This window comes from Pseudomonas sp. R38(2017), from assembly GCF_002112395.1.
Taxonomy (GTDB): Bacteria; Pseudomonadota; Gammaproteobacteria; order Pseudomonadales; family Pseudomonadaceae; genus Aquipseudomonas.
Genome location: NZ_NEHN01000007.1, coordinates 1 through 13,489 on the forward strand (window position 1 = coordinate 1; position 13,489 = coordinate 13,489).

At 62.1% G+C, this 13,489-nt stretch carries 13 protein-coding genes; all 13 read left to right on the forward strand.

The features are described from left to right. Positions 1-112, forward strand: a 112-nt coding sequence (locus CAF87_RS29550; RefSeq protein WP_256576035.1) for a hypothetical protein, incomplete at its 5' end; no start/stop codon positions are given. Between the two features lie 81 nt (positions 113-193). After that, on the forward strand, positions 194-1,666 hold the full coding sequence (locus tag CAF87_RS18690) for a cytosine permease (RefSeq protein WP_085732539.1): 1,473 nt from the start codon (positions 194-196) through the stop codon (positions 1,664-1,666). Between the two features lie 71 nt (positions 1,667-1,737). Then, complete coding sequence (locus CAF87_RS18695) at positions 1,738-2,706, forward strand: ABC transporter substrate-binding protein (RefSeq protein ID WP_085732540.1); 969 nt, start codon at positions 1,738-1,740, stop codon at positions 2,704-2,706. A gap of 70 nt (positions 2,707-2,776) precedes the next feature. Beyond that, complete coding sequence (locus CAF87_RS18700) at positions 2,777-3,628, forward strand: proline/glycine betaine ABC transporter permease (RefSeq protein WP_085711027.1); 852 nt, start codon at positions 2,777-2,779, stop codon at positions 3,626-3,628. Further along, entirely contained in the window at positions 3,625-4,455 is an 831-nt protein-coding gene (locus CAF87_RS18705) for a glycine betaine/L-proline ABC transporter ATP-binding protein (RefSeq protein ID WP_085732541.1), read from the forward strand. The genes CAF87_RS18700 and CAF87_RS18705 overlap by 4 nt, the downstream gene beginning before the upstream one ends. A 77-nt stretch (positions 4,456-4,532) precedes the next feature. After that, a complete protein-coding gene (gene hutH, locus CAF87_RS18710) occupies positions 4,533-6,056 on the forward strand; it encodes a histidine ammonia-lyase (protein ID WP_085732542.1) in 1,524 nt (507 codons plus the stop codon). 117 nt (positions 6,057-6,173) lie between these two features. After that, positions 6,174-7,706, forward strand: coding sequence for a histidine ammonia-lyase (hutH, locus tag CAF87_RS18715; protein WP_085732543.1), 1,533 nt, complete (start codon positions 6,174-6,176; stop codon positions 7,704-7,706). Between the two features lie 75 nt (positions 7,707-7,781). Next, positions 7,782-8,987, forward strand: coding sequence for an imidazolonepropionase (gene hutI / locus CAF87_RS18720; protein ID WP_085732544.1), 1,206 nt, complete (start codon positions 7,782-7,784; stop codon positions 8,985-8,987). A gap of 10 nt (positions 8,988-8,997) precedes the next feature. Next, positions 8,998-9,798 (forward strand): N-formylglutamate deformylase, encoded by an 801-nt coding sequence (hutG, locus tag CAF87_RS18725; RefSeq protein WP_085732545.1) that lies wholly within the window; start codon positions 8,998-9,000, stop codon positions 9,796-9,798. Between the two features lie 191 nt (positions 9,799-9,989). Continuing rightward, a complete protein-coding gene (locus CAF87_RS18730; protein ID WP_085732546.1) occupies positions 9,990-10,937 on the forward strand; it encodes a choline ABC transporter substrate-binding protein in 948 nt (315 codons plus the stop codon). After that, on the forward strand, positions 10,937-11,842 hold the full coding sequence (locus CAF87_RS18735; RefSeq protein ID WP_085732547.1) for an alpha/beta hydrolase: 906 nt from the start codon (positions 10,937-10,939) through the stop codon (positions 11,840-11,842). Before CAF87_RS18730 ends, CAF87_RS18735 begins: the two co-directional genes overlap by 1 nt. A 104-nt stretch (positions 11,843-11,946) precedes the next feature. Beyond that, positions 11,947-12,918: a prolyl aminopeptidase gene (pip, locus tag CAF87_RS18740; protein WP_007952436.1), complete on the forward strand. Its 972-nt coding sequence runs from the start codon at positions 11,947-11,949 to the stop codon at positions 12,916-12,918. Further along, positions 12,915-13,352 (forward strand): D-aminoacyl-tRNA deacylase, encoded by a 438-nt coding sequence (dtd, locus tag CAF87_RS18745; protein ID WP_065260939.1) that lies wholly within the window; start codon positions 12,915-12,917, stop codon positions 13,350-13,352. Before pip ends, dtd begins: the two co-directional genes overlap by 4 nt. Positions 13,353-13,489 lie beyond the last annotated feature (137 nt).

Below are 13,489 nucleotides of genomic sequence, written 5' to 3' on the forward strand. Positions count from 1 at the left end.
GCACAACGACCCGGGCACTGGCGTGATGCGCCACGCCGATGCCGGTTACCAGATCGCCATCGACTGTGCCAAGGAGCAAGGGCTGAACCTGCCGATGATCACCGGCAAATAAAAAACGGCGGGAGCGAGCGCGCTCGCTCCCGCTCAAGCCAATACAGCAACAAAACCCAGAACAATCCACAGAGGTTGAATCATGGCGGGCAACACCGATCGTGCAGGCAGTAAACCGTTGATCGAAAGGCGTTCGATCGACTACATCCCGGAAGCGGAAAGACACGGTCGTCTATTCAGTCAGTTCACCCTGTGGATGGGTGCCAACCTGCAAATCACCGCGATTGTCACTGGGGCCCTGGCCGTCGTGCTGGGCGGTGATGTGTTCTGGTCGCTGATCGGTCTGTTGATCGGTCAACTGCTGGGCGGCGGCGTCATGGCGCTGCACGCGGCGCAGGGGCCGAAGCTGGGCCTGCCGCAGATGATCTCCAGCCGTGTGCAGTTCGGGGTTTATGGTGCAGCGATTCCGATCGTGCTGGTGTGCCTGATGTACCTCGGCTTCACCGCGACCGGCACCGTGCTGTCGGGTCAGGCGCTGGGCCAGTTGTTCGGGGTCAGCGACACCGTCGGTATCCTGCTTTTCGCCAGCGTCATCGTGGTGGTCACGGTGCTCGGCTATCGGGTGATCCACTGGATCGGCCGTATCGCCAGTGCCATTGGCGTGATTGCGTTCGTGTACCTGTTCAGCCGTCTGATAAGTCAGGTGGACGTCGGCGCACTTCTGCAAATTCGTCACTTCAGCTGGAGCAGCTTCCTGCTGGCGGTGTCGCTGGCAGCGTCCTGGCAGATCGCCTTCGGCCCGTACGTGGCGGACTATTCGCGTTACCTGCCGAGCAAGGTTTCCTCGGTGAAAACCTTCTTTGCTGCCGGCGCCGGCTCGGTGATCGGCGCGCAGGTGGCGATGATCCTCGGCGTGTTCGCGGCGGCTTCGGCCAACGGCCAGTTCGCCGGTCATGAAGTGGCCTACATCGTCGGTCTGGGCGGCACCGGTGCCACCGCGGCGCTGCTGTATTTCAGCATCGCGTTCGGCAAGGTGACCATCTCCACCCTGAACTCCTACGGCAGCTTCATGTGCATCGCGACCATCATCAGTGGCTTCCGTGGCCACCTGACAGTCACCCGCCTGCAGCGCCTGGTGTTCGTGCTGGTGATCGTCGGTGCCGCGACCCTGATCGCCTTGCTCGGCCAGCACTCGTTCCTCGGGGCGTTCAAGTCTTTCATCCTGTTCCTGCTGGCGTTCTTCACGCCGTGGAGCGCGATCAACCTCGTGGACTACTACCGCATTACCCGTGAGCACTACGACGTCCCGGCGCTGGCCGATCCGAACGGTCGATACGGTCGCTGGAACCTCCTGGGGATCAGCGTCTATGTGTTCGGTGTGCTGGTGCAGCTGCCGTTCATTTCCACCAAGTTCTACACCGGTCCGCTGGTGGCCGCGCTGGGTGATGTGGATATCTCGTGGATCATCGGTCTGGTGTTGCCCGCCGCGCTTTACTACGTGTGCGCAAAGAAATGGCACGGCAGCGTGCCCGATCAACTGATTCTGCCGGTTGAGCAGAACAGCGTTGTACAACCTGAAGCAAGCGGGGCCGGTCGCGCTGCGGCGCAGGCCTGATTTGGACGTGGACAGGGCTGGATGCCTCTTGAACTGCCGTAAGCCAATTCATGATTAGGAGCGTCACAACAATGAAATCGAACAAGACCCTGCTGACCACATTGCTGTCCATGGGCCTGCTGGCCAGTGCCGGCGCCACCCAGGCCGCCGGTTGGTGCGAATCCGGCAAACCGGTGAAATTTGCCGGCCTGAACTGGGAAAGCGCGATGTTGCTGACCGACGTGCTTCAGGTCGTGCTGGAGAAAGGTTACGACTGCAAGACCGACAGCCTGCCAGGCAACTCCATCACCATGGAAAACGCCCTGAGCAGTAACGATATTCAAGTGTTCGCCGAAGAGTGGGTCGGCCGCAGCGAGGTCTGGAACAAGGCCGAGAAGGCCGGCAAGGTCGTCGGTGTCGGCGCGCCTGTCGTCGGTGCTGTGGAAGGTTGGTACGTGCCGCGCTATGTGATTGAAGGCGATGCCAAACGCAAGATCGAAGCCAAGGCGCCGGACCTGAAAAACATCGCTGATCTGGGCAAATACTCGGCAATCTTCAAGGACGCCGAAGAGCCGTCCAAGGGCCGCTTCTACAACTGCCCGGCCGGCTGGACCTGCGAGCTGGACAACAGCGAAATGCTGAAAAGCTACGGCCTGGAGAACAGCTACACCAACTTCCGTCCGGGCACCGGCCCGGCGCTGGATGCGGCGGTGCTGTCGAGCTACAAGCGCGGCGAGCCGATCCTGTTCTACTACTGGTCGCCAACCCCGCTGATGGGTCAGATCGACGCGGTCAAACTGGAAGAGAAACCGGGCGTCGACAAGCGCGTGACCATCAAGGTCGGCCTGTCCAAGACCTTCCACGAGGAAGCCCCGGAGCTGGTGGCCGTGCTGGAAAAGGTCAACCTGCCGATCGACCTGCTGAACCAGAACCTGGGTCGCATGACCAAGGAGCGGATCGAGTCGCCGAAGCTGGCGAAAATCTTCCTCAAGGAACATCCTGAAGTCTGGCACGCATGGGTGAGCGACGACGCAGCCAAGAAAATCGACGCGGCCTTGTAGGTCGAGCTTCACCGGCTGCCGGCAACGGCAGTCGGACGCTTGATCGCAACCCCTTGATTGAGAGTCTCTTATGTTTCCCGAACGCTTTACGTTTTCCATCGCCGACTGGGTCAACGGTTGGGTCGATGCACTGGTCACCAACTACGGTGACGTGTTCCGCCATATCTCCGACACCCTGCTGTGGGCCATCGTCAACCTTGAAGGCCTGCTGCGCGCCGCGCCGTGGTGGCTGATGCTGGCCATCGTCGCGGGCGTTGCCTGGCACGCCACGCGCAAGGTCGTGACCACCGCCGTGATCGTTGGTCTGCTGTTCCTGGTCGGCGCCGTTGGCCTGTGGGACAAGCTCATGCAGACGCTGGCGCTGATGATGGTCGCCACGGTCATCTCGGTGCTGATCGGTGTGCCGCTGGGGATCCTCTCGGCCCGCAGCAACCGCCTGCGTTCGTTCCTGATGCCGCTGCTCGACATCATGCAGACCATGCCCAGCTTCGTGTACCTGATTCCGGTGCTGATGCTGTTCGGCCTGGGCAAGGTGCCGGCGATTTTCGCCACTGTGATTTACGCCGCGCCACCGCTGATCCGCCTGACCGATCTGGGTATCCGTCAGGTCGACGGTGAAGTGATGGAAGCCATCAACGCTTTCGGCGCCAACCGCTGGCAGCAACTGTTCGGCGTGCAACTGCCGCTGGCCCTGCCGAGCATCATGGCGGGGATCAACCAGACCACCATGATGGCCCTGTCGATGGTGGTGATCGCCTCGATGATCGGTGCCCGTGGCCTGGGTGAAGATGTGCTGGTGGGCATCCAGACCCTCAACGTCGGACGCGGCCTTGAAGCCGGTCTGGCGATCGTGATTCTCGCAGTGGTCATCGACCGCATTACCCAGGCGTATGGTCGGCCACGGCATGAGGTGAGCAAATGAGCAACGCAACCGTGAGCAAGATCGAAGTCAAAAACGTCTTCAAGATTTTCGGCAACCGTTCCAAGGACGCGCTGGCCATGGTCGGCCAGGGCAAGACCAAGGAGCAGGTGCTGAACGAGACCGGTTGCGTGGTCGGGGTCAACGACCTGTCCCTGAGCATCGGCACCGGGGAGATCTTCGTGATCATGGGCCTGTCCGGTTCCGGCAAATCCACGCTGGTACGCCACTTCAACCGCCTGATCGACCCGACCAGCGGCGCGATCCTGGTGGACGGCGTGGACATTCTGCAATACGACATGGAAGCCCTGCGCGAATTTCGCCGGCACAAGATCAGCATGGTGTTCCAGAGCTTCGGCCTGCTGCCCCACAAGACCGTGCTCGACAACGTCGCCTATGGCCTGAAAGTGCGCGGTGAGAGCAAGCAACTGTGCGCCGAGCGCGCGCTGCACTGGATCAACACCGTGGGCCTCAAGGGCTACGAAAACAAATACCCGCACCAGCTCTCCGGCGGCATGCGCCAGCGTGTCGGCCTGGCCCGCGCGCTGGCGGCGGACACCGACATCATCCTGATGGACGAGGCGTTCAGCGCCCTCGACCCGCTGATCCGCGCCGAGATGCAGGATCAGTTGCTGGAGCTGCAAAAGACCCTGCACAAGACCATCGTCTTCATCACCCACGACCTCGACGAGGCCGTGCGCATCGGCAACCGCATCGCGATCCTCAAGGACGGCCGCCTGATTCAGGTCGGTACGCCGAAAGAGATCCTGCATTCGCCGGCGGACGAGTATGTCGACCGCTTCGTGCAGCGGCGGGCGGCAGTGGTTTGAGGTTCGTTCCCACGTCGAGACGTCGAACCGTCTGCGTGGGAATGCATTTCGTGACGATCAGGTTAAAGAGGTTTTAGATGTCCCAGGCTGAAAAAATCGTTATCGCCGACGCTCCGATGCGTTGGCAGGATGTGGTCGCGGTAGCCCGTCACGGCGCGCAACTCGAGCTGTCGGCCCACACCTGGGCGCGCATCGAAAATGCTCAGGGCATCGTCCGGCGCATCGTCGCCAGCGGCGAGCGCGCCTATGGCGTCAACACCGGACTGGGAGGTCTGTCCAACGTCTCGCTGCAGGGCGAACAGCTCAGCCAGTTGTCGCGCAACACCTTGCTCAGCCACGCCTGCGGCGTCGGTCCGGTGCTGGCCGACGAGCAGACCCGCGCCATCATGTGCGCCGCAATCCGCAACTACAGCCACGGAAAATCCGGGATTCATCGGCAAGTGGTCGAAGCACTGCTGGCGCTGCTCAATCGCGGCATCACCCCGCAAGTGCCGTCCCAGGGTTCGGTGGGTTACCTGACACACATGGCGCACATCGGTATCGCGCTGCTGGGCGTGGGCAATGTCAGCTATCGCGGGCAAGTGATTTCCGCGCAGCAGGCGCTGGCCGAAGAAGGCCTGCAACCGGTGCAACTTGGGGCGAAGGACGGTTTGTGCCTGGTCAACGGCACGCCTTGCATGACCGGTCTCGGTTGCCTGGCGATTGCCGATGCCACGCGTCTGGTGCAATGGGCTGACGTGGTCGGTGCCATGAGTTTCGAAGCGCAACGCGGCCAGATCGCCGCATTCGACGCCGAAATCATCGCGCTCAAACCGCACCCGGGCATGCAACAGGTCGGCGTCAATCTGCGGGCGCTGCTCGATGGCAGTGAAGTGATTGCGTCGAGCAAAGGCATTCGCACTCAGGATGCGCTGAGCATCCGCTCGATCCCGCAGGTGCATGGCGCCGCGCGCGATCAACTGCAACACGCGATCAAACAGATCGAAACCGAACTCAACGGCTGCACCGACAACCCGTTGCTGCTGGGTACACCGGACGAGTTCCGGGTCATGTCCCAGGCCAACCCGCACGGACAGTCGGTGGCGCTGGCAGCGGATCTGCTGGCGATTGCCATGGCCGAAATCGGCTCGATTGCCGAGCGGCGTCTGGACCGTTTGATCAACCCGCATGTCAGCGGTCTGCCGGCCTTTCTGGTGGCCAATCCGGGGGTGAACTCCGGGATGATGATCGTGCAATACGTCGCCGCGTCGCTGTGCGCGGAAAACCGCCAGTTGGCGCAACCGGCGGTGCTGGACAACTACGTCACTTCCGGTCTGCAGGAAGACCACCTGAGCATGGGCACCAACGCCGCGCTGAAGCTGCATCGAGCACTGGAAAACTGCACGCAGATCCTCGCCATCGAGTACTTGCTGGCGGCTCAGGCGTTTGAATTTCTCAAGGAACAGCGCTTCGGCGCGGGCACCGATACCGCCTGGCGACTGTTGCGCGAAAAGGTCCCGGCCTACGATCAGGACCGCTGGCTGGCGCCGGATATCGCCGCTGCCGCGAGCGTGTTGAAAGATTCGGAATTGCTGCACCACGTACTGCCGAATTTGCACTGACAATTACCCATGCCAGCGTGCCAAGGCGTGGATCGTCCAAAAGACGAGAAGCGACGGATAACGGAATGCTCCGGAGCGACTGGTAGTTCATAACAAACTCTCAAAAGGAGCATTTAAATGACTGCGCTGAACCTGATCCCCGGCCAACTGAGCCTGGCCCAACTGCGTGATGTCTACCAGAACCCGGTCCGGCTGACCCTCGACAACAGCGCCTCGGCCCAGATCGAAGCCAGCGTCGCCTGCGTCGAGCAGATCCTCGCCGAGAACCGCACCGCCTACGGCATCAACACCGGTTTCGGCCTGCTGGCCTCGACCCGCATCGCCAGCGAAGACCTGGAAAACCTCCAGCGTTCGCTGGTGCTGTCCCACGCTGCCGGAGTCGGCCAGCCGATCAGCGATGAGCTGGTGCGCCTGATCATGGTGCTCAAGGTCAACAGCCTGAGCCGTGGTTTCTCCGGCATCCGTCGCGTGGTGATCGATGCGCTGATCGCCCTGATCAACGCCGAGGTTTACCCACACATTCCGTTGAAAGGTTCGGTCGGTGCATCCGGCGACCTCGCGCCATTGGCGCACATGTCGCTGGTGCTGCTGGGCGAGGGCAAGGCGCGCTACAAGGGCGAGTGGATGGAAGCGACCGAGGCGCTGAAGGTCGCCGGTCTGACGCCGCTGACGCTGGCTGCGAAAGAAGGGCTGGCGCTGCTCAACGGTACTCAGGTTTCCACCGCATTCGCCCTGCGCGGTCTGTTCGAAGGCGAAGACCTGTTTGCCGGTGCACTGGCGCTGGGTGGTCTTACAGTTGAAGCAGTATTGGGTTCGCGCTCGCCATTCGATGCGCGCATCCACGCCGCCCGTGGCCAGAAGGGCCAGATCGACACCGCCGCTGCCTACCGCGATCTGCTTGGCGAGCGCAGCGAAGTCTCCGACTCGCACCAGAACTGCGAAAAGGTTCAGGACCCGTACTCGCTGCGCTGCCAGCCGCAAGTCATGGGTGCGTGCCTGACCCAGTTCCGTCAGGCCGCTGAAGTGCTGGTGGTCGAAGCCAATGCCGTCTCCGACAACCCGTTGGTGTTTGCGGCCGAAGGCGACGTGATTTCCGGCGGCAACTTCCACGCCGAGCCGGTGGCCATGGCCGCTGACAACATGGCGTTGGCCATCGCCGAAATCGGCTCCCTGAGCGAGCGTCGCATCTCGCTGATGATGGACAAGCACATGTCGCAACTGCCGCCGTTCCTGGTGGCCAATGGTGGTGTGAACTCCGGTTTCATGATTGCTCAGGTGACCGCTGCGGCCCTCGCCAGCGAGAACAAGGCACTGGCTCATCCGCACTCGGTGGACAGCCTGCCGACTTCCGCCAACCAGGAAGACCACGTGTCGATGGCCCCGGCTGCCGGCAAGCGTCTGTGGGAAATGGCCGAGAACACTCGCGGGATTCTTGCGGTGGAATGGCTGGCGGCGGTGCAGGGGCTGGACCTGCGCAACGGCCTGAAGACCTCGACCAAACTGGAAAAGGCCCGGGGCATTTTGCGTCGCGAAGTGCCGTTCTACGAGAAGGACCGCTTCTTCGCGCCGGACATCAATGCGGCGAGCGAGCTGTTGGCTTCGCGCATTCTGACTGAACTGGTTCCGGCGAAACTGCTGCCGAGCCTTTAACCCTATCCACTGATCGTTCCCACGCAGACGGTTCGACGCCTCGACGTGGGAACGATCGCAAGACGAGGACCTGGGATGAAAACCCTCTGGCAACACTGCCACGTCGCAACCATGGCGCAAGGCGTCTACTCGATCATCGAGGATGCGGCCATCGTGACGTCCGGTGCACACATTGAGTGGATCGGCCCGCGCACTCAATTGCCGTCCGGCGAATACCCGGCGGTCAACGATCTGCAAGGCGCGTGGGTCACCCCCGGCCTGATCGACTGCCACACTCACACCGTGTTCGGCGGTAACCGCAGCGGTGAGTTCGAGAAACGCCTGCAAGGCGTCAGCTACGCCGAGATCGCCGCAGCCGGTGGCGGCATCGCCAGCACCGTGCGCGCCACCCGCGAAGCCTCGGAAGACGAGCTGTTCGCCAGCGCCGCCAAACGCCTGAAAAGCCTGATGCGCGATGGCGTGACCACGGTCGAAATGAAGTCCGGCTACGGCCTCGATCTGGCCAGCGAACGCAAGATCCTGCGGGTCATCCGTCGCCTCGCCGCCGAGCTGCCGATCAGCGTGCGCAGCACCTGTCTGGCCGCCCATGCGTTGCCGCCGGAATACAAGGACCGCGCTGACGATTACATCGATCACATCTGCGCCGAGATGCTGCCTGCGCTGGCTGCCGAAGGGCTGGTGGATGCGGTGGATGCCTTCTGCGAATACCTGGCGTTCTCCCCGGAGCAGGTCGAGCGGGTGTTCGTCACCGCGCAAAAACTCGGTCTGCCGGTGAAGCTGCACGCCGAGCAATTGTCGTCGTTGCACGGCTCCAGTCTGGCCGCGCGCTATCACGCGTTGTCCGCCGATCACCTGGAGTTCATGGATGAAGACGACGCCATTGCCATGGCCAGGTCCGACACAGTCGCGGTGTTGTTGCCGGGCGCGTTCTACTTCCTGCGTGAAACCCAGTTACCGCCGATGGAAGCCCTGCGCAAGCACAAGGTGAAAATCGCCATCGCCAGCGACCTCAACCCCGGCACGTCGCCGGCGCTGTCGTTGCGCCTGATGCTGAACATGGCCTGCACCTGCTTCCGCATGACCCCGGAAGAAGCCCTGGCTGGCGCCACGATTCATGCGGCGCAAGCCCTGGGCATGGCCGATACCCACGGTTCGTTGGAAGTCGGCAAGGTCGCGGATTTCGTCGCCTGGCAGATCGACCGGCCGGCGGACCTGGCGTACTGGCTGGGCGGTGAACTGGACAAACGCGTCGTGCGTCACGGCGTTGAATCAAGTCTGTAGGAGAGTGGTTGTGGATAAGGTTCTGAACTTCAAACAAGGTCGCGTGCCGTTGCTGATCAGCATGCCTCACGCCGGTGTACGCCTGACGCCTGCGGTCGAGGCCGGGTTGATCCCGGACGCGAAAAGCCTGCCAGACACCGACTGGCACATTCCTCAGCTCTACGACTTTGCGGCCGAACTGGGCGCCAGCACCCTGGCGGCCGAGTACTCGCGGTTCGTCATTGATCTGAACCGGCCGTCCGACGACAAGCCGTTGTATGCCGGCGCCACCACCGGGCTGTACCCGGCGACGCTGTTCGATGGCATTCCGTTGTTCAAGGAAGGCAAGGAACCGTCGAAAGAAGAACGCGCGACCTATCTGGAGCAGATCTGGACGCCGTACCACCGCACCCTGCAGGAAGAACTGGCGCGGCTGAAGGCCGAGTTCGGTTACGCACTGTTGTTCGATGCGCACTCGATCCGTTCGGTGATCCCGCACCTGTTCGACGGCAAGCTGCCGGACTTCAACCTCGGCACCTTCAACGGCGCCAGTTGCGATCCTCAACTGGCCACGCAACTGGAAGCGATCTGCGCCCGCCACGGCGATTACAGCCATGTGCTGAACGGACGCTTCAAGGGCGGCCACATCACCCGTCACTACGGCAACCCGGCCGAAAACATCCACGCCGTGCAACTGGAGCTGGGCCAGTGCACGTATATGGAAGAGTTCGAACCGTTCCGCTACCGCGCCGATCTGGCGGAGCCGACGCGGGTGGTGTTGAAAGAGCTGCTGCAAGGGCTGCTGGCCTGGGGCAAAAACCACTACAACTGAGTCAGCTGTGAACGTTCCCACGCTCTGCGTGGGAACGAGCTGCATCGGGGGCGCAGCCAAACAGTCGCCACCGTGCAAATCCCGGTCGCCACAGGTCGCTTTTCCGTTTCGCCTGCTGCGTAATGTTTCGGCCACGGTGCAAGAAGACACCGATCCGAACAATAAACCGCTGCCGCACGAGACGATCCCACATGAAAAAACTGTTCACTCGTTGTGCGTTAATCCTCACCGGCAGTGCGCTGCTCAGCGCCGGCGCCATGGCTTCCGACGATGCTTCCTGCAAAACCGTGCGCATGGGCGTGGTCAACTGGACCGACGTGATCGCCACCAGCGGCATGGCCGATGTGCTGCTCAATGGCCTCGGTTATGAAAGCAAGCAGACCAGCGCCGTGCAGCAAATCATCTTCGCCGGCATCCGCGACAAGCGCCTCGATATCTTCCTCGGCTACTGGAAACCGGCGATGGACAAGAACATCGCGCCGTTCCTCGCTGCCAATCAAGTCAAAGTGATGGACAAGCCAAGCCTGGCCGATGCCCAGGCAACCCTGGCAGTGCCGGACTACGTCGCAGCGGCAGGGCTGAAAACCTTTGGCGACATCGCGAAATTCAAGGATCAGCTCGGCGGCAAGATCTACGGCATCGAACCCGGCAGCGGCGCCAACACCACGATCAAGACCATGATTGAAACCAACCATTTCGGTCTGAAGGATTTCAAGATCATCGAATCCGGTGAGGCCGGAATGCTCGCCGCCGTGCAACGGGCGGTGAACCGCAAGGAATTCGTGGTGTTCGTCGGCTGGACGCCGCATCCGATGAACATCAACATGAAAATTACCTACCTGACCGGCAGCGAAGACGTCTACGGCCCGAACGAAGGTGCTGCCACCGTATCGACCGTCACTTCGCCGGATTACGCCGAGCGCTGCCCGAACGTCCATCGACTGCTGGAGAACCTGACCTTCACCGCCGCTCAGGAAAGTCAGTTGATGGTACCGATCATGGAGCGCAAGACACCGCAGGAAGTGGCGAAGAACTGGCTGCGCGAGCATCCGGAAGATTTGCAGCGCTGGCTGGCGGGTGTCAGCAGTTTTGATGGCAAGGACGGCGTGGCCACGGTTCAGGCCAGCCTGAAAAACTGATGAGCACTTATCCACTTTCTCCGGCGATGGCGGCGTTTGTCGCCAGAACCGAACGCTTCGCCAGTGATGACAGCAGCTTGGCCGGGTTGCGCCGGGGCTATGACGAGATGTGCCGGGCGTTCACCCCGCCGCGGCCGGCAGGGCTTGAGGTGGAAGACTTTCGGTTGGGGGCGGTGCCGGTTCGCGCCTATCGCCCACCCGTGGTGTCACCGCCCTGCGTGGTGTATCTGCACGGTGGCGGTTGGGTAGTCGGCGGACTGGATTCCCACGACTTCATCTGCTGCGAACTGGCCATGATGCTGGGGGCGATGGTGGTGGCGGTGGATTACCGGCTGGCGCCGGAGCATCCGTTTCCCGCCGGGTTCGACGACTGCCTGAGTGTCTGGCGTGCCCTGCGCAGCGGATCGTTCGGCTTCGAGCCCGAGCGGATGCTGGTGGCCGGCGACAGTGCCGGCGGCAATCTCACCGCTGCGTTGTGTCTGGCTCTGCGCGATGCCGGCGAGCCGTTGCCCAGTGCCCAAGTGCTGATCTATCCCGGACTGGGCGGTGACGAGCATCTGCCGTCACGCAGCGAATGCGCCGATGCGCCGTTACTCTCCAGCAGCGACGTGGATTGTTATCACGCGTTGTACCTGCGCGGCACGCCAAAACCGAATGCCTGGGCCATGCCGCTGCTCGCCGATGACTTCAGCGGATTGCCCCCGGCCTGGATCGCTGTGGCGCAGTTCGATCCGTTGCGCGACGAAGGTGTGCGCTACGCCGAACGACTGTCTGCCGCCGGGGGCGAGGCCACGCTGTATTACGGCGAAGGGCTGGTGCACGGCTGCCTGCGGGCGCGGCATCAGGTCGCCGAAGTCGATCGCCTCTACGAAAACCTGCTGGGGTTCATGGCTGACAAAATGTGACAGCGTGCGGGCATGCTCATTGACGTAAATCGGGTTTATGATGCCGGACGGCAGAATAATAGAAGTCCCCCCAGGGATGACCTCGACCCCTTACGGAGCGCGCAATGCAGACTTTGTTTCCGCAGATCAAACCTCACGCACGGCACGATCTGGCCGTCGACGACACCCATACGCTGTACGTCGACGAAAGCGGTTCACCGGAAGGTTTGCCGGTGGTGTTCATTCACGGTGGTCCCGGTGCCGGGTGCGATGCTCAGAGCCGTCGCTACTTCGATCCGAACCTGTATCGCATCGTCACCTTCGACCAGCGTGGCTGCGGACGCTCCACCCCCCACGCCAGCCTGGAAAACAACACCACCTGGGATCTGGTCGAAGACCTCGAGCGCATTCGCAAACACCTGGGCATCGATAAATGGGTGCTGTTCGGCGGCTCCTGGGGTTCGACCCTGGCGCTGGCTTACGCGCAGACCCACCCGGAGCGCGTCCATGGTCTGATCCTGCGTGGGATCTTTCTCTGCCGCCCGCAGGAAATCGAATGGTTCTACCAGGCCGGTGCCAGCCGTCTGTTCCCCGATTACTGGCAGGACTACCTCGCGCCGATCCCGCTGGATGAGCGCGACGACCTGCTCAGCGCTTTCCACAAACGCCTGACCGGCAACGATCAGATCGCCCAGATGCATGCCGCCAAGGCCTGGTCGACCTGGGAAGGACGCACCGCGACCCTGCGCCCGAACCCGCTGGTGGTCGACCGTTTCTCCGAGCCGCAGCGTGCCTTGTCGATTGCGCGGATCGAGTGCCACTACTTCACCAATAACGCCTTCCTCGAACCGAACCAGCTGATTCGTGACATGGGCAAGATTGCTCATTTGCCGGGCGTGATCATCCACGGTCGCTACGACGTGATCTGCCCGCTCGACAACGCGTGGGAGCTGCATCAGGCCTGGCCGAACAGCGAGCTGCAGGTGATCCGCGATGCGGGCCACGCCGCCTCCGAACCGGGTATCACCGACGCGCTGGTACGCGCCGCCAGCAAAATGGCCCGGCGCCTGCTCGATCTGCCGCCCGAAGAAGCATGAAGGGGCTTTTGCAGCGCGTGAAAGGCGCGCGGGTCGAAGTGGCGGGGGAGGTGGTCGGCAGCGTCGATCAGGGTTTGCTGGTGCTGGTGGCGGTCGAACCCGACGACACGCAGGCCAGCGCCGACAAACTTCTGCATAAGCTGCTTAACTATCGAGTATTCAGTGACGCCGAGGGCAAGATGAATCTGTCTTTGGCGGATGTGGGCGGCGGGCTGCTGCTGGTCTCTCAGTTCACCCTGGCTGCCGACACCAAAAGCGGGCTGCGTCCGAGTTTCTCGACCGCCGCCCCTCCGGCGCTGGGCGAGGAATTGTTCGACTATCTATTAAGCAAAGCGAAACAGATGCATGGCACTGTGGCATCAGGTAGATTCGGCGCGGATATGCAGGTGCACCTGGTCAACGATGGCCCGGTAACCTTCCTGTTACAGACATGAAAGCGCTTGAAACAAGTTTTTAAGGGCTTTTCGACTGAAAACAGGGAATTTTCGCGATAAATACTTTGTTACCCCTGATGCGTTGTCACGCGGGCTACTAGATAATCGCGCGCTACGGGGATCAGCGTTCGTTGGTC